We start from the raw sequence: 24,737 nt of genomic DNA, 5'->3' as shown, positions 1-24,737 counted from the left end.
GGGAGCAAGGGCGTGAGTGAACTCTTCAACTGGCAGATCACCCTGCCGATCGCGCTGGCCGCGCTGGTGTTCGGCTATCTGCTCGGCTCCATTCCCTTCGGCCTGATCCTCACCCGTGCGGCAGGACTTGGTGATATCCGGTCGATCGGGTCGGGCAATATCGGCGCCACCAACGTGCTGCGCACCGGCAACAAGAAGCTCGCGGCCGCCACCCTGCTGCTCGACGCGCTGAAGGCGACCGTCGCGGCGCTGGTCGCCTGGTATCTCTTCGGAAAAGAAGCCGGGCTGCTGGCCGGTTTTGCAGCCTTCATGGGCCATCTCTTCCCGGTCTGGCTCGGCTTCAAAGGCGGCAAGGGCGTCGCCACCTATATCGGCACGCTGCTTGGCGTCGCACCGTGGATGGTGCTGGTGTTTGCGGCGATCTGGCTCGGCGTCGCCAGGATCAGCAAATATTCGTCGCTGGCCGCTCTGGTTGCAACCCTTGTCATTCCGGTTGTGCTGTGGTTCTTAAACGAGCCGAAGATCGCGCTGGTCATGGCCGTCATGACGGTGATTTCCTGGTGGAAGCACGAAGCCAACATCAAGCGGTTGATCGCCGGCACAGAAAGCAGGATCGGCCAAAAGGGATAGACCGGGGGAAACAATGCCGGACGGCAGCGCGAAACGAACAGGAATTGCGCTGACGGAGAGGCAGAGGATCGCCTGGCTGAGGCTGATCCGCTCCGACAATGTCGGCCCCGCCACATTCAGAGACCTCATCAATCATTGCGGTTCGGCGGAAAACGCGCTTGCCATGCTGCCGGAACTTTCCGCCCGCGGCGGAGCGACCAGGGCGATCCGGATTGCCGGTGTGCAGGAGGCCGAACGCGAGCTTGAGGCGGCGCATCGCTTTGGCGCTCGCTTCGTCGGCATCGGCGAACCCGACTATCCGCCGGCGCTGCGTCAGATCGAAGGCGCCCCGCCGCTTCTGGCGATGAAGGGCGACCTTTCAGCCGCAACGCGCCCGTCCGTCGGCGTCGTCGGATCGCGCAACGCCTCGATTTCGGGCGCCAAGTTCGCGGCAATGATCGCAAGGGATTGCGGCCGCGCCGGTTATACGGTGACGTCAGGCCTTGCCCGCGGCATCGATACCGCCGCCCATCGCGCCAGCCTGGAAACCGGAACGATCGCGGTGCTCGCCGGCGGGCTCGACCAGCCCTATCCGCCGGAAAACATCCCTTTGCTCGAGGAAATCACCGAGGGCGCCGGCCTTGCAGTCAGCGAAATGCCGTTCGGCTGGGAGCCCCGTGCGCGGGATTTCCCTCGCCGAAACCGGCTGATATCCGGCATTTCGCTGGGGGTCGTGGTGATTGAGGCGGCGGAGCGCTCGGGCTCGCTGATCACCGCCAGGCTGGCGACCGATTTCGGACGGCTTGTCTTTGCGGTTCCCGGTTCGCCGCTCGATCCGCGCTGCCACGGGACCAACGGGCTCCTGAAACAGGGCGCGATCGTCACCACAGGATCGGCCGATGTGATCGAGGCGCTGGCGCCGCTTTCACAGCTCGATCTCTTCAACCAACCGATGGTGGAAGAACCGAAGGAGGGCGGCGAGATGCTGCCGCCCAATGACGACGACCGGGCGGTCATCGTCTCGGCGCTCGGGCCGACACCGGTCGATGTCGACGACATCATCCGCCATACCGGCCTGCCCGCCTCATCCGTCTATCTCGTGCTGCTGGAACTCGATCTCGCTGCCCGGCTGCATCGCCACGCCGGCGGAATGGTGTCACTCGCGATGGAAGACTGAGCGGGGCCGCCGCCCCGCCTGGACGTCTCCCGCCTCCACATAGGCCATTTCGATGAGGTAGCAGAGCATGTCCGCGCCCTCTCCCAAGGCGACCTGCCTGAGTTCCCCCAGCATCTGCCTGATATAGGCAATATTCTCCCTGGTATCGTCCTCACGCCGGCCGTTTGCCTCACCCCGAGAAACCATATCCTGTCCTGTCAAAAAAAGCCGACCGCCGGTCCAAATAAATTCACCTTGAGGTATGCTGCGGACCATATCGCATTTATTTAAGATTGCAACCAATTGTATATCTTCTTCAGGTTGCATCTCGTTGTACCCTATAATTTGGCATACGCCCCTTGACCGCGAGGCAAACGCCCTCCATGTCGGGAGGTCAGATTTTCGCCTGGACCGCAACGGTGCCGGGCCAAGCCTCTATTGCAGAGAAGCAAAATGAATGTTGTCGTCGTAGAATCTCCCGCCAAAGCCAAGACAATCAACAAGTATCTCGGCTCCGGCTACAAGGTTCTCGCCTCTTTCGGCCATGTGCGCGATCTTCCGGCCAAGGACGGGTCCGTGCTTCCCGATCAGGACTTCGAAATGCTGTGGGAGGTCGATCCGGCGTCCCAGAAGCGGATGAAGGACATTTCCGACGCCGTGAAAGGCTCGGACGCCCTGTTCCTCGCAACCGACCCGGATCGCGAAGGGGAAGCCATTTCCTGGCACGTGCTCGATCTTCTCAGGAAGAAGAAGGTGATCGGCGACAAGCCGGTCAAGCGCGTCGTCTTCAACGCCATCACCAAGAAGGCCGTGCTCGATGCGATGGCCAATCCGCGCGATATCGACGTGCCGCTGGTCGACGCCTATCTCGCCCGCCGCGCGCTCGATTATCTGGTCGGCTTCAATCTGTCGCCGGTGCTGTGGCGCAAGCTGCCGGGGGCACGCTCGGCCGGCCGCGTGCAGTCGGTTGCGCTGCGACTCGTCTGCGACCGCGAATCGGAGATCGAGCGTTTCATCTCCGAAGAATACTGGAACCTGTCGGCTCTGCTGCGCACGCCGCGCGGTGACGAGTTCGAGGCGCGCCTCGTGTCTGCCGACGGCAAGCGGCTGCAGGGCCGCTCGATCAAGAACGGCGAGGACGCCAACCGCCTGAAGGCGCTGCTCGATGGCGCCGCCTATGTGGTCGATACGGTCGAGGCGAAGCCCGTCAAGCGCAATCCCGGCCCGCCTTTCACCACCTCGACGCTGCAGCAGGCCGCCTCCTCCAATATCGGCTTCAACGCCTCGCGTACCATGCAGGTGGCGCAGAAGCTTTATGAAGGCGTCGATATCGGCGGCGAGACGGTCGGCCTCATTACCTATATGCGTACCGACGGCGTGCAGATGGCGCCGGAAGCGATCGACGCGGCCCGCAGCGCCATCGTCGACCAGTTTGGACAGCGTTACCTGCCGGAAAAGCCGCGCTTCTATTCCACCAAAGCGAAAAACGCCCAGGAAGCCCACGAAGCGATCCGCCCGACCGATTTCAACCGCACGCCGGACCAGGTGCGCCGCTACCTCGATGCCGACCAGGCCCGTCTTTATGAGCTGGTCTGGAAGCGCGGCATCGCCAGCCAGATGGCGTCCGCCGAAATCGAGCGCACCACGGTCGAGATCCTTGCCGACAACAAGGGCGAGAAGGCTGGCCTGCGCGCCGTCGGCTCGGTCATCCGGTTCGACGGCTTCCTCGGCGCCTATGTGGACAGCCGCGAGGACGCCGAAAAGGGCGAGGACGACGATGAAGATGGCCGCCTGCCCGAGATCAATGCCCGCGAAAAGCTCGACAAGAACAAGGTGAACGCCAGCCAGCACTTCACCGAGCCGCCGCCGCGTTATTCGGAAGCCTCGCTGATCAAGAAGATGGAAGAGCTCGGCATCGGCCGCCCCTCCACCTATGCCGCGACGCTGAAGACGCTGAGCGACCGCGAATATGTGACCATGGACAAGCGCAAGCTGATCCCGCATTCGAAGGGCCGGCTGGTGACGGCCTTCCTCGAAAGCTTCTTCACGAAATACGTGGAATACGACTTCACCGCCGATCTTGAGGAAAAACTCGACAAGATCTCTGCCGGCGAACTGGACTGGAAGCAGGTTCTCCGCGAATTCTGGCAGGATTTCTTCGCCCAGATCGAAGACACCAAGGAACTGCGCGTTACCAACGTGCTCGATGCGCTCAACGAGACGCTGGCGCCGCTGGTCTTCCCGAAGCGGGAGGACGGCAGTGATCCGCGCATCTGCCAGGTGTGCGGCACCGGCAACCTGTCGCTGAAGCTCGGCAAATACGGCGCCTTCGTTGGCTGCTCGAACTATCCGGACTGTAACTACACCCGCCAGCTTTCCTCGGAAGGCGGCGCGGATGCGGAAGCGAACGCCCTCAACGAACCCAAGGCACTCGGTGCCGATCCGCATACGGGCGAGGAACTGACGCTGCGCTCGGGCCGGTTCGGACCCTATATCCAGCGCGGCGAAGGCAAGGAAGCCAAGCGTTCTTCGCTGCCCAAGGGCTGGAAGCCCGAGGACATCGACCACGAAAAGGCGCTCGCCCTGATCAACCTGCCGCGCGACGTCGGCAAACATCCGGAATCAGCCAAGATGATTTCGGCAGGGCTTGGCCGCTACGGACCGTTCCTGCTGCATGACGGCAGCTATGCCAACCTGGAGAGCATCGAGGACGTGTTCTCGATCGGCCTCAACCGCGCCGTGACCGTGCTTGCCGAAAAGCAGAGCAAGGTGGCGGCCGGTGGTGGCCGCGGCCGTGGCACGCCTGCGGCACTGAAGGAACTCGGCGACCATCCAGACGGCGGCACGATCACCGTGCGCGACGGCAAATACGGGCCTTACGTCAACTGGGGCAAGGTCAACGCAACGTTGCCGAAGGGGCTGGACCCGCAATCGGTAACGATGGAGCAGGCGATGGCCTTCATCATCGAAAAGGGCGGCAAGGCGCCGTCGTCCAAGGCAAAGCCGAAGAAAGCCGCCGCCAAGGCAACCACCGCGACCAAGAAGGCGGCGCCGAAAGCCAAGACGGCCGCGAAGGCTAAAGCTCCGGCGAAAAAGACTGCAGCTGCACCGAAGGCGAAGAAGACGGGCACGTGAGAGAACCGCGCGACAGATCGAAACACCAGGGAAAACGCCCCGACAAAGCCATCCGCGGCCACACCGCTTCCACAACGGAAAAGCCGGTGATCATCCACGGTGCGGTGCCGCCGCGCGATGTCCTGCTCGAGTTCATCGCCGAAAACCCGGACAAGGGGTCGAAGCGGGAGATCGCCAAGGCCTTCGGGCTGAAGGGCGACACCCGCGTCGAGCTGAAGGACCTGCTTCGGACGCTGGAGGAAGAAGGCCTTCTCAAGAAGAGCCGCAAGTCGCTCACCCGTCCCGACGCGCTGCCGCCGGTCACCGTTCTCGACATCACCACCCGCGACAAGGACGGCGAGCTGATCGGCCGTCCGGCCGAATGGCCGGAGGACCTGGGTGCGGCGCCTGCGGTGCTCATCCGTCAGTCGTCCGACAGCCGCGGCAAGGGCAGAGTGGCTGCTGCCGGGCTCAACGACCGGGTGCTCGCAAAAATCTTCCCGAACAAGGACCGGACCGGGCCCGCCTATACCGCCCGCGTCATCAAGATCATCGACAAGCGCCGCGGGGCCTCGCTCGGCATCGTCCACAAGCTTGCCGATGGCGAATTGCGCCTGCTGCCGATCGACCGGCGCGGCGAGGAAATGGTGATCGAGCCCGCCGATATCGGCGAGGCCAAGGACGGCGACCTGGTCGAGAGCGAGGTCGTCCGTTCCGGCCGCTTCGGCCTTCCGCGCGCCCGGGTTCTGTCGATCGTCGGTACGATCGGCTCGGAAAAGGCGATCTCGATGATCGCCGTCTATTCGCACGGCATCCCGCATATCTTCCCGAAACAGGTGATGGACGAGGCCGAAGCGGCCAGGCCCGCCACCATGGCGCAACGCGAGGACTGGCGTTCGCTGCCGCTGATCACCATCGACCCCGCCGACGCCAAGGACCATGACGACGCGGTCTATGCCGAGCTCGACCCCTCGCCGGACAATCCGGACGGCGTCATCGTCACCGTGGCGATCGCCGACGTCTCCTGGTATATCCGCACCGGCTCTCCGCTCGACCGCGAGGCGCTGAAGCGCGGCAATTCAGTCTATTTCCCGGATCGCGTCGTGCCGATGCTGCCGGAGCGCATTTCCAACGATCTCTGCTCGCTGCGTGAAGGCGAAGACCGGCCCGCACTTGCCGTGCGCATGGTGTTTTCGAAAGAAGGCCGCAAGGCCGGCCACACGTTCCACCGGATCATGATGAAGAGCGCCGCCAAGCTTTCCTATCAACAGGCCCAGGCGGCGATCGACGGCAAGCCGGACGACAAGAGCGGGCCGCTGCTCGAACCGATCCTGAAGCCGCTGTGGCGTGCCTATGGGGTGATGAAGCGCGGTCGTGACCGCCGCCAGCCGCTTGAACTCGACATGCCGGAGCGCAAGATCCTGCTGAAGCCCGACGGCACGGTCGACCGGGTCTTCGTGCCGGACCGGCTCGACGCGCACAAGCTCATCGAAGAGATGATGATCCAGGCGAATGTCGCCGCCGCCGAGACGCTGGAGAAGAAGCGGCAGGCGCTGATCTACCGCATCCACGACACGCCCTCGCTTGCCAAGCAGGAGACGCTGCGCGAGTTTCTCGCGACATTGGGCATTCCGATGGCCAAGGGCGGCCAGATGCGGGCCAACTCGTTCAACGGCATTCTCGCCAAGGCCGAGGGCACCGCGCACCAGGTGATGGTCAACGAGATGGTGCTGCGCTCCCAGAGCCAGGCGATCTACAGCCCTGATAATATCGGCCATTTCGGCCTCAACCTGATGAAATACGCGCATTTCACCTCGCCGATCCGCCGTTACGCCGACCTCATCGTGCATCGCGCGCTGGTCGGGTCGTTGGGCTTGGGCGAAGGCGGGATCAAGCCGGAGGAAGAGGCGCAGCTGGACGATATCGCCGCCGAGATCTCCACCTTCGAGCGCCGCGCCATGGCCGCTGAGCGCGACACGATCAACCGCCTGATCGCCCACCATCTGAGCGAACGCATTGGCGAGGAATTCGTCGGCCGCGTCTCCGGCGTCACCAAGGCGGGACTATTTGTCTCGCTTCCGACCTATGGCGCGGACGGATTCATACCTATATCCACGCTCGGCAACGACTACTTCATCTATGACGAGGCGCATCAGGCGCTGTCCGGAGAGAAGACCGGTCTCGGTTACCAGATCGGCGATACGGTTGACGTGCGGCTGAAGCAGGCGATCCCGCTTGCCGGCGCGCTGCAGTTCGAAATGCTGAGCGAGGGCAAGAAATTGCCGACCGCGACCCGCTCCTTCCATAAATCGGGGCGGCGCGGCCGGACCCAACCCGGCACGCGGCCTCCGCGGAGCGGCCGAAGGAGATAGGAATGCAGGAACAGGGCGAACAGACGGTCCGATATGGTGGAGCTCAGGAGGTCGAAAGGCCGCTCGGCCGCTCCATCAAGCGGGGCTTGCTCTCAACCTGTCCCGCCTGCGGCACCGGTCGCCTGTTCCGGGCGTTCCTGAAACCGGTCGATACCTGCGCCGTCTGCGGCGAGGAAATCCATCATCACCGCGCCGACGACCTGCCGGCCTATCTCGTCATTGTCGTCGTCGGTCACGTGCTGATGACCGGGTACCTGCTGACCGACATGACTTTCAGGGCTTCCCCCTGGGTCCAGCTCGCCATCTGGGTGCCGCTGGCGATCCTCACGGCACTTGTGACCATCCAGCCGATCAAGGGTGGTGTCATCGGTTTCCAATGGTCGCTGAAGATGCACGGCTTCGGGGGAACGGACGACAAGGCGGTCGATCCCGGCCGGGGCGGACCGATTGCATGATATCGTCTACCGAGGAACAGGCTCCGTTCGCAATGGACGCGCCGAAGCATGCACGCGTGGCCGGCGTGACACCCAAGGACGCCGCGTCGCTGATCCTGATCGATCGTTCCGCCGGCACCCCGCGGGTTCTCATGGGCCGGCGCGGCAGCGGCCATGTGTTCATGCCTGACGTCTACGTGTTTCCCGGCGGCAGGCGCGATGCCCGCGACCATGCCCTTCCCTTCAGCGCCGATCTCGATCCGCTGGTTGTCGAAAAGCTGGTTGCCGGCACCACCGCCCGCATGACCTCGGCCCGCGCCCGGGCCCTGGCGCTCGCGGCCCTCAGAGAACTTCAGGAGGAGACCGGGCTTGCGGGCGACAGCGCTGCCGACCTCTCCCGCCTGCGTTATGTCGCCCGCGCCATCACGCCGCCCGGCAATGTCCGGCGCTACGATACGCGCTTCTTTCTCGCCTTTACCGACGAAACCCGCTTCGACATGGCGCTTCTTGGCGACTCAAACGAACTTCAGGACGTGCGCTGGCTTGACATTGCCGAGCTTTCGGGTCTGAAACTCCCGCGCATCACGCAGGCGGTTCTGGAGGACGTGAAAAACCTGATGGCATTCGATCCGTCTTTACCGTTTGGAAGCCCGGTGTCCTTCTACTTCATGCGTCATGGACGATTCGTCCGCAGCCGACTGTAAGGAACATTGAATGGCTCAGCCGACGACAGACGCCAACGGCCATGTCGAGAAGATTCACTGGCCGTCGCTGATCGCCGCCATATCCGCCATCAGTGCCGTGGGCATTGCCATCGGCCTCGGCCTGCCGCTCCTCAGCATCATTCTTGAAAAGCGCGGAATCTCCTCCACCCTGATCGGCCTCAACGCCGCCATGGCCGGCGTCGCCTCGATGGTCGCGGCGCCGATCACCACCAAAATCGCCCATGACTGCGGCGTGGCGCGCACCATGATGTTCGCGGTGCTCATTGCTGCCATCAGCGCCATCGGCTTCTACTACGCGGATGCCTTCTGGATGTGGTTCCCGCTGCGCTTCACCTTCCACGGCGCAACGACGACGCTTTTCATCCTGTCGGAATTCTGGATCAACGAGGCGGCCCCGCCAAGGCGCCGTGGGCTCGTTCTCGGCATTTACGCCACCGTGCTCGCCATCGGCTTCGCGATCGGTCCCCTGCTCTTCTCCGCGCTCGGCAGCGACGGCGTCCTGCCTTTCCTGGTCGGTGCGGCGATCATCATGCTGGCGATCATTCCGATCTTCATCGCCCGCCATGAAAGTCCCGTGCTGGATACCAAGCCGGATCGGCACTTCTTCCACTACATCTTCCTCGTCCCGACAGCGACGGCGGCAGTATTCGCCTTCGGTGCGGTGTCGGCGGGCGGGCTGTCACTGTTTCCGATCTATGCGATCCGTTCGGCGCTGACCGAAGCGCAGGCCGCGCTGCTGCTGACGGTGATGGGCATCGGCAACATGGCCTTCCAGATCCCGCTCGGCCTCTATTCCGACAAGCTGAGGGACCGCCGGCCACTCCTCACCGCCATGGCGGTGCTCGGCGTCGCGGGATCGCTTGCCCTGCCCTTCCTGATCCAGAACTGGATCATGATGGCCGTGGTCCTGTTCTTCTGGGGCGGTTGCGTGTCCGGCCTCTATACGGTGGGCCTGGCGCATCTCGGGTCGCGGCTCAGCGGCGCCGACCTTGCTGCCGCAAATGCGGCCTTCATCTTCTGTTATGCGGTCGGTACGGTTGCCGGTCCGCAGGGTATCGGCGCTGCCATCGATATCGCTGGCAATGACGGTTTTGCCTGGGCCTTGGCGGGATTCTTCGGCTTCTATGTGCTGGTTTCCATCTGCCGAATGCTTTTCCGGTCAAAACGGAGTTGACTTTTCGAGCGCGATTTGTAATTTCGCGCCAGATTTCGCCGTGGACCCAACCCGCGTCCGCGGCTTCATTTTTTCTTAGAGGCAGAACACCATGGCGAAAGCTACGACCATCAAGATCAAGCTGCTGTCGACGGCTGACACCGGTTTCTTCTACGTCACCACGAAGAACAGCCGCACGATGACCGACAAGATGACCAAGACCAAGTATGATCCGGTCGCCAAGAAGCACGTCGAGTTCAAGGAAACCAAGATCAAGTAAGCCTTGATCCGAGGGTTCTCGAAGGGCGCCAGCCGAGAGGCTTGGCGCCTTTTCTTTTGGTCATCACTCTAGCGCCGTCCGTTCATTCGGCCCCACCAAGGCGCTCCAGATCCTTAAATTGCCGCATCATGCTCTCCGACAATCGGCACCGGTTTTCGGGCCGATGCGGGAGCGGTATGATCCAGAGCGGGACAGGCTGCGTAGAAATGGAAAAGCGCCGCTCCAGAGGCTGGAAGCGGCGCTTTCAAATGGGGGTCGACCAGCCTGCAATCACGGCACGAGGAACCGCTTTGGTATGCCTGCCGGTCGACCGACCCCACGACCCAGGAGATGCGGCGGACCTGAGCATCATGGGGTATCGGCGTCCCTTTCGGGAACGTTATCTTCGTTAAGCGTCAAAATTGCGCAAAACCAAAAGAAAATCAACAGATTCTTAATCTGATACCGGTTCTGCCACTGTTGTTGGTTAAAATTCGCGTCCGCTATTCATATTTTGCCTGTTTTTCTTGTAAAAAATTAAAGATCATCCCCGAGGCTTTATATGCTTAAGGCAATCAAACTCTTGGAACCTTGACCTGAATTCAAGAACATCCTTGAGGAACACTGGTTATCTCCTCAGCCTTGCAATTTCGGAGAAGCCAATTCGCACAGCTATTCTCGATTGGCGGGCCTGGAGCGCCCCATGGATACATTCGGAATTTCTTGAATGCACTGCAGCAGCAGAATTAACCGATCACTGTTCATGAAATTGGTCCATCAATTCGTACCTGTAAAAAATCAGGTTCCCGCTTGAAATAACTGGGGACACCTTCGGCTTTTCCACAGCACTCCCGCCTTGTAGGCGGTCAACATGCAATTTAGGGTTTTCTGATTCTCTAAGCGGCGGCGGCAACCACGCGATTGCGCCCGCCATTCTTCGCTTCGTAGAGCGCGCGGTCGGCCTGTTTCATGAGCTGCTCCGGCGTCTCGGCCCCATGTGCATTGCATGCAATCCCGAGCGATGCCGTGATATTGAGCATGATGCCCGCTGTCTTCAAATGAAACGGCTGACTTTCGATGATGCTGCGAAGCCGTTCGGCAATCACGGCGGCCGACATAGAATCGGTATCGGGCATGACGACCACGAATTCCTCGCCGCCGTAACGGCAGGCAAGATCGGCTCCCCTTACCGTCGAGCGGACGCGGGCTGCGAATTCCTTCAGCACCTCGTCGCCGGCATCGTGGCCATAGGCGTCGTTGACCGACTTGAAGCGATCTATATCGGTAATGCAGACGGACAGCGGCCGTGAGCGCGCGGCAGCGCGATTGAACAGTACCTTGAGGTGATTATCGAGATAACGCCGGTTGTTGAGGCCGGTCAGCCCGTCGGTGACGGCAAGCTCGATGGTCTGGCGCATACTCATGCGCAGGCGGTCGTTGTAGCGCTTGCGCTTGATCTGGGTGAGCACGCGGGCCACGAGCTCATTCGGGTCGATCGGCCGGACGATATAGTCGTTGACGCCGAGGTCGAGCGCCCGGACGATCAGGTCGTCAGCACCCATTTCTGTCACCAGGAGCAGCGGCAGGAACCGGGTTCGCTCCAGCGAGCGAAGCTGCGAGCACAGTCTCAGCGGATCGTATTCGTCGAAATTGGCGTTGACGATCACCAGATCGACCGGGTTCTCCGCCGCTTCGAAAAGGGCAGCCTGCGGATCGGACATGGCAATGACGCCGGCGACCGGCTTCAGCGCCTTGATGATGCGCTCCTGCGAGCTTGCGCGGCCATCGACGAGAAGGACCTGGGCCATCTCGTCGCGACCGTCAGCGCCCTTCAGCATGTCTTCCAGCCCGATATTGCTGGCGGTGTCGGCGCGGATGCGCAGCTCGTCGCTGAGCGTCTTCAACCGCACCAGGCTCTTTACCCGTGAAATGAGCTGCAGGTCGTTGACCGGTTTGGTCAGGAAATCGTCGGCACCGGCTTTGAGGCCACGCACGCGGTCGGACGGTTGGTCAAGCGCCGTGACCATGACGACGGGAATATGGGCGGTGCGCGGATTGGCCTTCAGCCGTTCGCAGACCTCGAAACCGTCGATACCAGGCATCATGATGTCGAGCAGGATCAGGTCCACATGGGTGCTGTCGCAGATCGCCAGCGCCTTGTAACCGTCGTCGGCGGTCAGGACATCGAAATATTCGGCCAGAAGCCTGGCTTCGAGCAGCTTCACATTCGCCGGAATATCGTCGACTACCAGTATCCGCGCCGTCATGAGGTCCGTCCCGTTTTCATGCGTCGCCGAGATATGTCTTTATTGTCTCGATGAATTTCGGCACCGAAATGGGTTTCGAAACATACGCTTCGCATCCACCCTGGCGAATGCGCTCCTCGTCACCCTTCATCGCAAAGGCGGTCACCGCGATTACCGGAATAACATGCAACTCATCGTCTTCCTTCAGCCACTTGGTGACTTCGAGGCCAGAAACCTCGGGCAGCTGGATGTCCATCAAAATCAGGTCTGGGCGATATTTTCGTGCCAGATCAAGCGCTTCCATACCGTTGCGGGTCTGGATGGTATCGTATCCCGATGCTTCGATCAGGTCGCGGAAGAGCTTCATGTTCAGCTCGTTGTCCTCGACGATCATGACCCGTTTGGGCATAGCGATCCGTTCCTTAAATCCCGGCTTGCATGAGTGCCTTCAGTATATAAGCTCCCGGAACGGCCGATTCCACAGAGCGCCTATCAGGCACGGTAAAGCCATATAGTTGAAAAAGAGGTAACTCGGCAGACAATGCGGCGCGACCCCGGTAATACTCGAAACAGCAGACCCCAGGCGGAAGAGACCGCGGCCGCCATTCTCGGATGGCTCGCCAACGAGCCCGATATGCTCGGCCGTTTCCTCGCCCTTTCCGGCGTCCAGCCCAATCAGCTGCGAAATGCGGTGAACGATCCGGGCTTTCTCGCCGGCATGATCGATTTCCTGATGGGGCATGAGCCGACGCTGCTGGCCTTCTGCGAAGCGACGGATACGAAGCCTGAAACCGTGGCAGCCGCCTCGCAGCACTATTCCGGGCCCGGGCTCGATTCCGGCGACTATTGAGATGAGCGAGATCCTCGACCTTTCCCATGTGCGCCTCGGCGACCGGCCGCTCGTCGTCTGCGACATCGACGACGTGGTGCTGCATTTCGTGGCTCCCTTCCAGGACTTTCTGCGCGGCGAAGGCCATGAACTGCTGCCGCGTTCCTTTCGTCTCACCGGCAATATCGTTTCCATAGAGACCCAGATCGCGCTCGAACATCCGGACGTGCGTCGGTTGATCGAGGCCTTTTTTGAAGCCCAGGAAAACTGGCAGATCCCGTTCGACTTCGTCGTCCAGACGCTCGACGCGCTGTCGAAGGATGCCGACGTCGTGTTCTTGACTGCGATGCCGCCGCGCTACCGGGAGCATCGCCGCCGGCTTCTCGACCGGATCGGCCTCACCTTCCCGCTGATCGCCAGCGAGGAACCCAAGGGACCGATCATGCAGCGCCTGCACGACGGACGCCCCCTGCCCTGCGTCTTCATCGATGACATGGCGCATAACCTGTACTCGGTGCGGGATCACGTCGCAGAATGCCTCGTCATCCATATGATGCCCGACTCGCCGCTCCACCTTCTGGCGCCGAAGCCGGACGACGGCATCATCCGGGCGACGGACTGGGGTCATGCTGCCGAACTGATCTATACCCATATCCAGTCCAAAGCCGCCTGACATCTAAAGTTCCAGCCGCATCAGCGGTCGTCCGTCCTTGCGGCGCTCCACCACTTCGAAGCCGGCGGCGTCGAAGATCGCCGTCGAGCCTATGCACAGCGTCACCGATTTCGACTGCTTCACATGATCGATCGGACAGGCCTCGACAAACCGCGCTCCCATATGCCGTGCATAGTCGACGGCGCCAGACAGCAGGCGGTGGCTCAGTCCTTTGCCCCTGAGCTTCGGCGTCAGGAAAAAACAGCTGACCGCCCAGACGGAGGGATCGGTTGCATCCGCCTCCTCCAGCGGGCGCGAAACGGTGCGCGGCGAATTGAACTGCGGCACATCATGGCGCGGTCCGACCTGCACCCAGGCCACCGGTTCACCCTCCGCGTAAGCCAGAATGCCGGGCGGCGGACCAGCATTTATACGGTCGTGGATATGATCCTTCCGCTCCTGCGGCTGCATCTTGGTGCGCACCGCATGCGGCAGGCGCAGAGCGACGCACCAACAGTGGTAGAAGGCACCCTGCGGGCCGAAGAGCATTTCGAAATCCCCCCAGCGCTCTGCCGTCACGGGCTCGAAACGAAGATCGATATCCACGCCAAACCTCTATGCTCTCCCTTGTGACTCACGAGCTTAGGCCTTAACGTCGCGGTGTTCAACCTTTGTTCTCTGCCATGACGCCTACGCCTGACAAGACACCCGGCTTCTGTCGCGACTGCCTTGCGGAGCAGAAGGCGGAGGTGCGCCGTTGCCGCGCCTGCGGCAGCCCGCGTCTCGTCTATCACAACGAACTCTACGCATTGACGCTGGCGCATATCGATTGCGATGCCTTCTATGCGACGATCGAAAAGCGCGACAACCCGGAACTCGCCGACAAGCCGGTGATCATCGGCGGCGGCAAACGCGGCGTCGTCTCGACGGCCTGCTATATCGCCCGCATCAACGGCGTGCGCTCGGCGATGCCGATGTTCAAGGCGCTGGAACTCTGCCCGGACGCCGTCGTGATCCCGCCCAATATGGAAAAATATGTCACCATCGGCCGGCAGGTGCGCGCGATGATGCACGATCTGACGCCGCTGGTTCAGCCGCTGTCGATCGACGAGGCCTTTCTCGAACTCGCCGGCACCGAACGGCTGCATCACGCCCCGCCGGCCCGCATCCTTGCGAAATTCGCCAAGCGGGTGCAGGACGAGATCGGCATCAGCATTTCGGTCGGCCTCTCCTACTGCAAATTCCTCGCAAAGGTCGCCTCGGATCTTCAGAAGCCGCGCGGCTTTTCGGTGATCGGCCGGCAAGAGGCGCTGGAATTCCTGGCGGCCCGCCCCGTCACCACCATCTGGGGCGTCGGCAAGGCTTTCAACGCGACACTGGAGGCAGACGGGATCCGCACCATCGGCCAACTCCAGACCATGCAGGAAGCCGACCTGATGCGCCGCTACGGCACGATGGGCCAACGGCTCTATCGCCTCTCGCGCGGCATCGACGACCGCGAGGTGCATGTCAACGACGCGGCAAAGAGCGTTTCGGCCGAGACCACTTTTTTTGACGACATCGCGGGTTATGACGACCTCGTGCCGATCCTGCGCCGGCTTTCCGAAAAGGTTTCGATGCGGCTGAAGAAACACGGCATTGCCGGGCAGACCGTCGTCCTCAAGATGAAGACCGCCGATTTCAAGAGCCGCACCCGCAACAAGCGGCTTGAGGACCCGACCCAGCTCGCCGACCGTATTTTCAGGACCGGCCTGTCGCTGATGGAAAAGGAGACCGACGGCACCAAATTCCGCCTGCTCGGCATCGGCGTCACCGATCTCGGCAACCCGACGCTTGCCGATCCCCCCGACCTCGTCGACCGCCAGGCCGGCCGCCGCGCGGCTGCGGAAGCGGCGATGGACAAGCTGCGCGACAAGTTCGGCAAGGCCGCGGTCGAGACCGGATATACTTTCGGAAGCCGCCGCCGGGATCAATGAAATGTGATCCGTTATTAACCATAACGTTAAAACTACTCGCGGCGCGGATAACCTTCCTTAAACCTCATGCGCTAATGTGCCGGTCTTGTATTGCGTATGGGGTCGGTCATGTTGCGTCGCCTGGTGTTCGGGTTAGGTCTTTTGTCTGCGACCATGCTGTCGCATGCAGCTTTTGCGGAAGGTGCCCGCACGCTGCAGATCATCGTTTCCAAGGACAAGCAGTCGCTGGTCGTCTATGACGGCGAAACGGTGGTCGCCACCTCGAAAGTGTCGACCGGCAAGGAAGGCCATTCGACGCCGAGCGGCATCTTTTCGATCCTCGAAAAGCAGAAATATCACGAATCCAATCTCTATTCGAATGCGCCCATGCCGTGGATGCAGCGCCTGACCTGGTCGGGCGTCGCGCTTCACGAATCAAACAGCGTCCCGAACTATCCCGCCTCGCATGGTTGCGTGCGCATGCCGGGCGCCTTCGCCAGATCGCTCTACCAGATCACCGAGCGCGGTGCGCATGTGATCATCACCGACGCGCCGGTGGTGCCGCAGCTGATCGAGAACGCCAACCTGTTCCTGCCGCGCAAGCCGCTGCCGACCGGGCCGCTGCTTTCCGACGTCGAGCTCAGGACCTCGTCGATCGGCAGCAGCGCCAAGCCTGTCGAAGTGGCGATGAACGTCGCTCCGAACAATCTCTCGATCATCCACCCGACCACCGGCGCGTCGCCGCAGGCGACCAAACCGGCCACGGCCGCAACGGAGGAGGTCGCACCGCTTCGCATCCTGATCACCCGCCGCGGCGACCGCGAGACGCTGATGGATGCCCAGATCCTGCTGCAACAGCTCGGTTTCGACACCGGTGGCGGCGACGGCTCCGCCGGTCCGATGACCCGCAGCGCGATTGCCGGCTTCAAGCGCTGGAAGAACCTGTCGCCCAAGGGCGCGCTGGTGACGCCGGAATTCCTGGCCTCGCTCTATGAGACCGCCGGCAAGCCGCGGCCGCCGATGGGCCAGATCATGGTGCGCCGGAATTTCCAGCCCGTGTTCGAGGCTCCGGTCGGCATCAAGGATCCCGAAATCGCGCTCGGCACACACTTCTTCAGCGTCGACAAGGTCGAACGCAAGGAAGAGACGGCTGAATGGCACAGCATCACCGTGCCGAATGGCCTCAGCGCCGCGGTGAAGCAGCGGCTCGGGATCACTGTGGCCGACAACCCTTACGCGCCCGGTGCTGCCGCACAGGCCCTCAGCCGCATCGAAATCCCGGCCGACATTCGCGACCGGATCGAAACGCTGATCAGCGACGGTTCGTCCCTGACGATCAACGACCAGGGCATCGGCCCGGACACCGGCGACGGCACCGATTTCATCACCATCACCCAGCCGGCGCAGCGGGTCGCCGAAGCGCAGATGCAGTCGTCGATCACCAGACCGCAGCCGGTCAGTCAGCGGCGGACGGACGCCAAGCCCCGCGCCTACGGCCTCTATTAAAGTCTCCTAGACCAGCTCGACATCGAGAACGCCCGGCGCCGTCCTCAGCGCCGCGGCGATTTCCGGCGAGATGCGGTATTTTTCCGTCAGCTCCACCTCGATTTCCCGCTTGCCGTCATCCTTGATGATGACGAAGGACACCAGCCCGTCGCCCCGGGCATTGAGGTGCCGGGCAACCGCGCGCATCGGGCCTGAGTCGCGGACGAAGACGCGCAGCGCCTTCTGCATCTGCACCGACTTTTCCTCGAGCGACTGCGCCGTCTGGATGCGCAGGCCGATGCCTTCCGGCCGCTCTTCCGCCTGCACGGTGATGACCAGCGACTTGCCGGGTTCGAGCAGGTCTCGATATTGCGCCAGCCCCTCCGAGAACAGCACCGCCTCGAACTGGCCGGTCGCGTCCGAGAAGGTGACGATGCCCATCTTGTTGCCGGTACGGGTCTTGCGCTCCTGCTTGCTGGTCACCGTTCCGGCAAGCCGGCCGGCGGTGGCGCCCTGTTTCACGGCGGCGGAAAAGTCCGCGAAATTCTGGACGCGCATCTTGGCGAGCACGTTGGCATAGGCATCGAGCGGATGGGCCGAGAGATAGAAGCCGAGCACCTGATATTCGCGCATCAGCTTTTCGGACGGCATCCACGGCGTGAACGCCGGGAAAATCAGCGTTTCCGGCCCGGAGGCGGAGGACGAGCCGAACATGTCGTGCTGGCCGCTCACCTTCTCCCCTTGCGCGCGCTGGGCATAACCGATGATGCGGTCGAGGCCGCCGCTCAACTCGGCTCGATCGCGGCCGAAACAATCGAAGGCACCCGCCGAGATCAGGCTTTCCATGACGCGGCGGTTGACCTGTTTCGGGTCGATCCGCAGGCAGAAGTCCTCGATGCTGGCAAACGGCACATCGCCGCGCACTTCGGTGATGTGGTCGACCGCCGACTCGCCGACGCCCTTGATGGCGGCCAGCGCGTAATAGATCCTGTTGTCGCCGGTCTCGAAATGCCTGAACGAGGTCTGCACCGACGGCGGAATGACTGAGATGCCGAGGCGGCCGGCATCCTGCCGGAAATCATTCAGTTTCTCGCTGTTCGACATGTCGTAGGTCATCGAGGCGGCGAGGAACTCCACCGGATAATGCGCCTTCATGAAGGCCGTCTGGTAGGAGACGATGGCGTAGGCCGCGGCGTGTGACTTGTTGAAGCCGTAGTTGGCGAATTTTGCCAGCAGTTCGAAGATGTTGTTGGCCTGCGGCTTGGAGACGCCGTTCTTGATGGCGCCATCAACAAAGCGTTCGCTCTGCTGGTCCATCTCCGCCTTGATCTTCTTGCCCATGGCGCGGCGCAGCAGGTCGGCCTCGCCGAGCGAATAGCCCGACAGCACCTGGGCGATCTGCATCACCTGTTCCTGATAGACGATAACCCCTTGCGTCTCCTTCAGCAGATGGTCGATCGTCGGGTGGATCGACTCGATCTCCTCCTCGCCGTGCTTGCGGGCATTATAGGTCGGAATGTTCTCCATCGGGCCCGGACGATAAAGCGCCACGAGCGCGATAATGTCCTCGATACAGTCCGGCCGCATGCCGATCAGCGCCTTGCGCATGCCCGCACTTTCCACCTGGAACACGCCGACCGTCTCGCCGCGCGAGAGCATCTCGTAGGTCTTGGCGTCGTCGAGCGGGATCTTGGCGAGATCGACCTCAATGCCGCGCTTGCGGCAGAAATCGACCGCGGTCTTCAGGACCGTCAGCGTCTTCAGGCCGAGGAAGTCGAACTTCACCAGACCCGCCTGCTCCACCCATTTCATGTTGAACTGGGTGACCGGCATGTCCGAGCGCGGGTCCCGATACATCGGCACTAGTTTCGACAGCGGACGGTCGCCGATGACGATCCCGGCGGCGTGGGTCGAGGCGTGGCGGTAGAGGCCTTCGATTTTCTGGGCGATATCGAGGAGACGCGCGACGACCGGTTCCTTGTCGGCCTCCTCCTGGAATTTCGGATCCTCCTCGATCGCCTTCGACAGCGGGGTCGGGTTGGCCGGGTTGTTTGGCACCAGCTTGCAGATCTTGTCGACCTGGCCATAGGGCATTTCGAGCACACGGCCCACGTCGCGCAACGCGGCGCGCGCCTGCAGCGAACCGAAGGTGATGATCTGCGCCACCTGCTCGCGACCGTATTTCTGCTGCACGTAGCGGATCACCTCTTCGCGGCGATCCTGGCAGAAGTCGATGTCGAAGTCCGGCATCGAGACGCGGTCGGGATTGAGGAAGCGCTCGAACAGCAGCGAGAAGCGCAGCGGATCGACGTCGGTAATGGTGAGCGCATAGGCGACCAGCGAGCCCGCACCCGAACCACGGCCCGGGCCGACCGGGATGCCCTGCTGCTTCGCCCATTTGATGAAGTCGGCAACGATCAGGAAGTAGCCCGGAAACTTCATCTTCTCGATGACGCTAAGCTCGAAATCCAGCCGCTCCCGATAATCCTGTTCGGTATAACCGCGCGTCATGCCGAGCGTTGCGATGCGCTCTTCGAGGCCTTCGACGGACTGGCGGCGCAGCTCCTCCGCCTCGGCGCGCTCGGCTTCCGCCGGATCGTCGGTGGCGCCGGTGAAGCGCGGCAGGATCGGATTGCGGGTCTTCAGCACGAAGGAGCAGCGCTGCGCGATCTCGACGGTGTTTTCGAGCGCCTCCGGCAGGTCGGCAAACAGCTTTGCCATCTCCGCACGGCTCTTCAGATAATGGTCCGGCGTCAGGCGGAATCGCGTATCGTCCGAGACGATCGCGTTGTGGGCGACCGCCATCAGCGCGTCATGGGCATCGTAATCGGCCTTGGTAGGAAAGAAGGCCTCGTTGGTCGCAACCAACGGCAGGTCGTGGTCGTAGGCGAGCGTGACGATCTTGTGCTCGTGGCGCCGATCGTAAGCGCCGTGGCGCTGCAGTTCGACATAGAGCCGATCGCCGAAGATCTCCTTGAGCTTCAGCAACCTCGCTTCGGCAAGCGTAGCATTGCCTTCCTTCAGAGCCACGTCGACCGGACCGCTTCCTGCCCCGGTCAGCGCGATCAGGCCTTCGGTGCTGCCGTCCTCCAGCCAGGAGCGGCTGATATGGATGGACTGATGCCCCTCGTCACCGAGATAGGCGCGGCTGATCAGGTCCACAAGCCGTTCGTAACCGACGGCATTGGCCGCCAGCACGACGATCGCCGGCAGCTTGGCGAGCTGCTGGTGGCTGTTGCGACGCTCGTCGGACTGGTCTTCCATATCGATCGACAGCTGGCAGCCGATGATCGGCTGCAGGCCGTCGCCGATCGCCTTCTGGGCGAATTCCAGCGCGACGAACAGATTGTTGGTGTCGGTGATCGCGATCGCAGGCTGATTGTCCGCGATCGCCTTCGAGAGGATCTTCTTGAGCGGCAAGGCGCCTTCGAGAAGCGAATAGGCGGAATGGACGCGCAGGTGAACGAATTGAGGGCTGGTTCCCAGCTCTACCGATCCCGATTTTACGTCCGTTGTGTCTGCCATGCCTGCGCCTTACCCGTTTGATGAAGCGGGAACAATCTCATGAATCAGGCTATTGTCTGGCGCAGGGCTTTGAGAGTCTAGTTCGGATTTCCCTCCTCAACGCCTTTCGGCCGAGGGACCGGCTGGATCTCCGATCACATGGCCATCATGATCATGGAAAGGCTGGCCACGAAGGTGGCGATGGAAGCGAATGCGGCAATGTCACGAAGCAGGTCAGTCATCGTCGTCTCCCGTGTTCTCTTATGTTTTTATTTTGTTCTCATTTTGTTTGAGAGTCAATAAAAGAACAGACCGGAAACAAACATATCGCGATATCCTCCCTCACCTGGTAAACGAGAGATTAACGGCGGGATTTTCGTTTGGCTTTCAGGCATGCGCATACATCGGGACTGGATGGCCATCCGGGCATGAACAATTTCGGACGGGGCGCTGAAAGCTGCCTCAAGGGAGTGTCAGGCATGCCCGGATAGACTGGCGCCTGGAGGGTGTATCCTGGGGTCATCCTCGGGTTTAACCCGAGGACGAGGATGACGGAGGAATGGGCGGAGCACACCACCCAGCGGCGTCATCCTCGGGCCCGACCCGAGGATCCAGACGCACGCATGTCCGCCTCTTCACATCTCGACGACTTTGCCGCCCTCGATCGTCACGCGACGGTCCATGCGGCTGGCGAGGTCGTGGTTGTGGGTGGCGATCAGGGCCGCGAGGCCCGACTGGCGCACCAGCGCCTCCAGCGCGTCGAAGACATAGGATGCGGTCTTCGGGTCGAGATTGCCGGTCGGCTCGTCGGCGAGAAGCACGCGCGGGGCGTTGGCGACGGCGCGGGCGATCGCCACGCGCTGCTGTTCGCCGCCGGACAGTTCGGAGGGGCGATGCTCGGCGCGGTGGCCGATGCGCATATAGTCCAGAAGCTGAGCCGCCCGCTCCTTTGCCTCAGCCTTGGAGAGGCCGGCGATCAGCTGCGGCATCATGATGTTCTCAACCGCGGAAAACTCCGGCAGGAGATGGTGGAACTGGTAGACGAAACCGATCTGGTTGCGGCGCATCGCAGTGCGCTCCGCATCGGGAAGTCCGTTGCAGGCATGCCCGGCGAGAAAGACCTCGCCGGCGTCGGGATGTTCGAGCAGGCCGGCGAGATGCAGAAGCGTCGACTTTCCGGTGCCGGACGGGGCGACCAGCGCGACGATCTCGCCGGTCTTCAGGTCGAAATCAGCCCCCTTCAGGATCGAAAGCGTGGTCTCGCCCTGGCCATAGTGACGTTCGACGCCCGAGAGCTGCAAGACGGTTTTGGGTGCCATGAAGGATGTGGGTCCTATTCGTATCGGAGGGCCTGGACAGGATCGAGCCGGGAGGCTCGCCAGGCCGGAAGGATGGTCGCGATGAAGGAGAGGACGAGCGCCATCATGACCACCGAGAAGGTCTCGCCAAAGCTCATCTCCGCCGGCAGCTGGCTGAGGAAATAGAGTTGCGGATCGAAGAGGATGGTGCCCGAGACCCAGGAGAAGAACTGGCGGATGGATTCGACGTTGAGACAGACGAGCACGCCGAGCAGGACGCCGGCAAACGTTCCGACGATGCCGATCGCCGCCCCGGTCATGAAGAAGATGCGCATGATCGCCCCCGCACCCGCACCCATGGTGCGCAGGATGGCGATATCGCTGCCCTTGTCCTTCACCAGCATGATCAGGCCGGAGATGATGTTGAGCGCCGCCACCAGCACGATCAGGGTCAGGATCATGAACATGACGTTGCGCTCCACCTGAAGCGCGGAGAAGAAGGTCTGGTTGCGCTGGCGCCAGTCGGTGATGAAGATCTGGCGGCCCGCCGCCGCCTCAATCTTCGGGCGCAGGTCGTCGATATTATCCGGATTGTCGACGAACAGCTCGATCGACTGGACGAGGCCTTCGGCATTGAAATAGAGCTGCGATTCCTCGAGCGGCATATAGATGATCGTCGCGTCGTATTCCGACATGCCGATCTCGAAAATGCCGGAGACCGGATAGGATTTGACGCGCGGATTGACGCCCATCGGCGTCACGTCGCCTTCCGGCGAGATCAGCGTGATCTGGTCACCGGCGGAAAGGCCGAGCTGGGCGGCGAGCCGGGAGCCGACCAAGACCCCCTGCCCCGAAGCAAAGCCGACCATATTGCCCGATTTGACGTTGCCGGCGACTTCGGACAGTTTTTCGAGATCTTCCGGGCGAACGCCGCGCACCAGCGCCCCGGAACCCGCACCACCGCGGCCCGATGCCAGCGTCTGGCCCTCGACCAGCGGCAGCGCCATGCGGACGCCCGGCACGGCCGCAAATTTCTGGGTGAGCTCGGCGTAGTCGGTAAGCGGTCCGTCGATCGGCTGGACGATCATGTGACCGTTGATGCCGAGGATGCGCGAGATGAGCTCGGTGCGGAACCCGTTCATGACAGCCATGACGATGATCAGCGTCGCGACGCCGAGCATGATGCCGATGAAGGAGAAGCCGGCGATCACCGAGATGAAGGCCTCGCGGCGGCGCGAGCGCAGGTAACGCCAGGCGACCATCCGCTCGAAGGCCGAGAAAGGACCGGCCGCGGGCGAACCACCCGCCTTTACCGCTTCACCATTCGCCGCGACACTCGCCATGCCATTTCCTCAATCTGGTGGTCGCAATTCCGGACGGAAAACCGCTTCACACTTTTCCTGGAATTGCTCCGGCAGCCTGCCGGCTTATCGGCCGGCGAGCCTGTTCATGGCCGCTTCGACGGTCAGCGTTTCGCGCTCACCGGTCTTGCGGTCCTTGACCTCCACTTCGCCTGACGCGGCGGAGCGGGGTCCGACAATCACCTGGACCGGCACGCCGATCAGGTCGGCGGTCGCGAACTTGGTGCCGGCGCGCTCGTCCGTATCGTCGTAGAGCACGTCCTTGCCGACCGTTGCGAGACCGCCATAGAGCGTTTCGCAGATCCGGTCGCAGGCCTCGTCGCCGGGCTTCATGTTGATGACCACGACGTCGAACGGCGCGACCGATGCCGGCCAAATGATTCCGTTGTCGTCATGCGATGCTTCGATGATGGCGGGAACAAGGCGTGTCGGGCCGATGCCGTAGGAACCCATGTGGACAGGGTGTTCCTTGCCGTCCGGTCCCTGCACCTTGGCGCCCATCGGCTCGGAATATTTGGTGCCGAAATAGAAGATATGGCCGACCTCGATGCCGCGGGCGGAAAGACGGTCGGTCTCGGGGATGGCATTGAACGCCTCCTCGTCGTGCATTTCCGAGGTCGCGGCGTAAACCGAGGTCCACTTGTCGAAGACCGCCTGCATGGCCTCGACATTGTCGAAATTGGTGTCGGTGCCGGGGATGTCGAAATTGACGAAATCCTTGTGCGAAAACACTTCCGACTCGCCGGTATCGGCAAGGATGATGAATTCGTGGGACAGGTTGCCGCCGATCGGGCCGGTATCGGCGCGCATCGGAATGGCACGCAGGCCCAGCCTCGAGAAGGTGCGCAGATAGGCGGTGAACATCTTGCGATAGGAATGCTCGGCGTCTTCCTTGGTCAGATCGAAGGAATAGGCGTCCTTCATCAGGAATTCGCGCGAGCGCATGGTGCCGAAGCGCGGACGGATCTCGTCACGGAACTTCAGCTGGATGTGATAAAGGTTGAGCGGCAGGTTCTTGTAGGATTTGACGTAGGACCGGAAGATATCCGTGATCATTTCCTCGTTGGTGGGGCCGTAGAGCATCGGCCGATCCTGGCGGTCCTTGATGCGCAGCATTTCCTTGCCATAGGCGTCGTAGCGGCCGCTTTCCTGCCAGAGTTCGGCGGATTGCAGCGTCGGCATCAGCACCTCGATGGCGCCGGCGCGATTCTGCTCCTCGCGGATGATGGCATTGACCTTGTCGAGCACGCGCTTGCCGAGCGGCAGCCAGGAATAGATGCCCTGGCTCTGCTGGCGGATCATGCCGGCACGCAGCATCAGCCGGTGGGACGCGATTTCCGCTTCCTTGGGGTTTTCCTTCAGGATGGGCATAAAATAGCGGGACAGGCGCATCGCGATTTCCGAGGTTGCCGGCCTATCCTCATCACGCGAGGAATCGGCCGTTTTCTTCAACAATATTGGGAGGGTACATAGCCGTTCCGAGGCTCCAAGGGAACCCGCCCCAGCATGAATCGCACGTTGTTCAGGAATCTGCGCCGACACTTCCAGACCCGGCAAAAGCGGAAATTTCGTGGCAAGCGCGCGA

At 62.1% G+C, this 24,737-nt stretch carries 19 protein-coding genes and 1 pseudogene; 12 read left to right on the top strand and 8 right to left on the bottom strand.

Annotated elements, in window-relative coordinates:
* The first annotated feature begins 12 nt into the window (after window positions 1–12).
* Window positions 13–630: a glycerol-3-phosphate 1-O-acyltransferase PlsY gene (gene plsY, locus ACZ9IU_RS08560; RefSeq protein ID WP_038542039.1), complete on the top strand. Its 618-nt coding sequence runs from the start codon at window positions 13–15 to the stop codon at window positions 628–630.
* Window positions 631–643: 13 nt separating this feature from the next.
* Window positions 644–1,786, top strand: a complete 1,143-nt coding sequence (gene dprA, locus ACZ9IU_RS08555) for a DNA-processing protein DprA (RefSeq protein WP_038542037.1) — start codon at window positions 644–646, stop codon at window positions 1,784–1,786.
* On the opposite strand, the gene ACZ9IU_RS08550 is transcribed toward dprA, so the two are convergent.
* Entirely contained in the window at window positions 1,766–1,972 is a 207-nt protein-coding gene (locus ACZ9IU_RS08550) for a hypothetical protein (protein ID WP_038549036.1), read from the bottom strand. The genes dprA and ACZ9IU_RS08550 overlap by 21 nt on opposite strands.
* Before the next feature lie 246 nt (window positions 1,973–2,218).
* On the opposite strand from ACZ9IU_RS08550, the gene topA reads away from it, so the two are divergent.
* The 6 genes from topA (at window position 2,219) to rpmG (ending at window position 9,843) form a co-directional block, all read left to right on the top strand.
* Entirely contained in the window at window positions 2,219–4,900 is a 2,682-nt protein-coding gene (gene topA, locus ACZ9IU_RS08545; protein WP_038542035.1) for a type I DNA topoisomerase, read from the top strand.
* The gene (gene rnr / locus ACZ9IU_RS08540; RefSeq protein WP_038542033.1) at window positions 4,897–7,251 is read left to right on the top strand and encodes a ribonuclease R; all 2,355 of its coding nucleotides are present in this window, start codon (window positions 4,897–4,899) and stop codon (window positions 7,249–7,251) included. Before topA ends, rnr begins: the two co-directional genes overlap by 4 nt.
* Window positions 7,252–7,253: 2 nt before the next feature.
* Window positions 7,254–7,706, top strand: a complete 453-nt coding sequence (locus ACZ9IU_RS08535) for a DUF983 domain-containing protein (protein WP_038542031.1) — start codon at window positions 7,254–7,256, stop codon at window positions 7,704–7,706.
* Window positions 7,703–8,389, top strand: coding sequence for an NUDIX hydrolase (locus ACZ9IU_RS08530; protein WP_157885107.1), 687 nt, complete (start codon window positions 7,703–7,705; stop codon window positions 8,387–8,389). Before ACZ9IU_RS08535 ends, ACZ9IU_RS08530 begins: the two co-directional genes overlap by 4 nt.
* A gap of 10 nt (window positions 8,390–8,399) precedes the next feature.
* Window positions 8,400–9,584 carry an MFS transporter gene (locus tag ACZ9IU_RS08525; protein ID WP_038542029.1) on the top strand — a complete coding sequence of 395 codons (1,185 nt, stop codon included), beginning with the start codon at window positions 8,400–8,402 and terminating at the stop codon, window positions 9,582–9,584.
* 91 nt (window positions 9,585–9,675) lie between these two features.
* The gene (gene rpmG, locus ACZ9IU_RS08520) at window positions 9,676–9,843 is read left to right on the top strand and encodes a 50S ribosomal protein L33 (RefSeq protein ID WP_003547442.1); all 168 of its coding nucleotides are present in this window, start codon (window positions 9,676–9,678) and stop codon (window positions 9,841–9,843) included.
* An 875-nt stretch (window positions 9,844–10,718) separates the two neighbouring features.
* Here rpmG and ACZ9IU_RS08515 read toward each other — a convergent pair.
* A complete protein-coding gene (locus tag ACZ9IU_RS08515) occupies window positions 10,719–12,089 on the bottom strand; it encodes a PleD family two-component system response regulator (protein ID WP_038542026.1) in 1,371 nt (456 codons plus the stop codon).
* 16 nt (window positions 12,090–12,105) lie between these two features.
* Entirely contained in the window at window positions 12,106–12,477 is a 372-nt protein-coding gene (locus ACZ9IU_RS08510; protein ID WP_038542024.1) for a response regulator, read from the bottom strand.
* A 132-nt stretch (window positions 12,478–12,609) separates the two neighbouring features.
* On the opposite strand from ACZ9IU_RS08510, the gene ACZ9IU_RS08505 reads away from it, so the two are divergent.
* Window positions 12,610–12,918: a DUF3572 domain-containing protein gene (locus ACZ9IU_RS08505; protein ID WP_038542022.1), complete on the top strand. Its 309-nt coding sequence runs from the start codon at window positions 12,610–12,612 to the stop codon at window positions 12,916–12,918.
* A 1-nt stretch (window position 12,919) separates the two neighbouring features.
* Window positions 12,920–13,590 (top strand): annotated as a pseudogene (locus ACZ9IU_RS08500) (HAD family hydrolase); the annotation flags it as partial.
* On the opposite strand, the gene ACZ9IU_RS08495 reads toward ACZ9IU_RS08500, so the two are convergent.
* Complete coding sequence (locus ACZ9IU_RS08495; RefSeq protein WP_038542020.1) at window positions 13,574–14,155, bottom strand: GNAT family N-acetyltransferase; 582 nt, start codon at window positions 14,153–14,155, stop codon at window positions 13,574–13,576. The pseudogene ACZ9IU_RS08500 and the gene ACZ9IU_RS08495 overlap by 17 nt on opposite strands.
* Window positions 14,156–14,232: 77 nt before the next feature.
* On the opposite strand from ACZ9IU_RS08495, the gene ACZ9IU_RS08490 reads away from it, so the two are divergent.
* Both ACZ9IU_RS08490 and ACZ9IU_RS08485 read left to right on the top strand, forming a co-directional pair.
* Window positions 14,233–15,525, top strand: a complete 1,293-nt coding sequence (locus ACZ9IU_RS08490; protein WP_038542019.1) for a DNA polymerase IV — start codon at window positions 14,233–14,235, stop codon at window positions 15,523–15,525.
* Between the two features lie 108 nt (window positions 15,526–15,633).
* A complete protein-coding gene (locus ACZ9IU_RS08485) occupies window positions 15,634–17,010 on the top strand; it encodes a L,D-transpeptidase (RefSeq protein ID WP_080719270.1) in 1,377 nt (458 codons plus the stop codon).
* Window positions 17,011–17,016: 6 nt separating this feature from the next.
* Here the strand turns inward: ACZ9IU_RS08485 and dnaE are convergent, their stop codons facing one another.
* From dnaE to proS, 4 genes are all read right to left on the bottom strand, one after another.
* The gene (gene dnaE / locus ACZ9IU_RS08480; protein ID WP_038542016.1) at window positions 17,017–20,514 is read right to left on the bottom strand and encodes a DNA polymerase III subunit alpha; all 3,498 of its coding nucleotides are present in this window, start codon (window positions 20,512–20,514) and stop codon (window positions 17,017–17,019) included.
* 614 nt (window positions 20,515–21,128) lie between these two features.
* Window positions 21,129–21,812, bottom strand: coding sequence for an ABC transporter ATP-binding protein (locus ACZ9IU_RS08475; protein WP_038542014.1), 684 nt, complete (start codon window positions 21,810–21,812; stop codon window positions 21,129–21,131).
* A 14-nt stretch (window positions 21,813–21,826) separates the two neighbouring features.
* Window positions 21,827–23,134, bottom strand: a complete 1,308-nt coding sequence (locus ACZ9IU_RS08470; protein WP_038542012.1) for a lipoprotein-releasing ABC transporter permease subunit — start codon at window positions 23,132–23,134, stop codon at window positions 21,827–21,829.
* 84 nt (window positions 23,135–23,218) lie between these two features.
* Complete coding sequence (gene proS / locus ACZ9IU_RS08465) at window positions 23,219–24,544, bottom strand: proline--tRNA ligase (RefSeq protein ID WP_038542010.1); 1,326 nt, start codon at window positions 24,542–24,544, stop codon at window positions 23,219–23,221.
* Between the last annotated feature and the right edge of the window lie 193 nt (window positions 24,545–24,737).

It is taken from the genome of Mesorhizobium sp. USDA 4132 (assembly GCF_056279545.1).
Note: the sequence above shows the minus strand (reverse complement) of the source record. Positions and strands in the feature narration are given on the sequence as shown.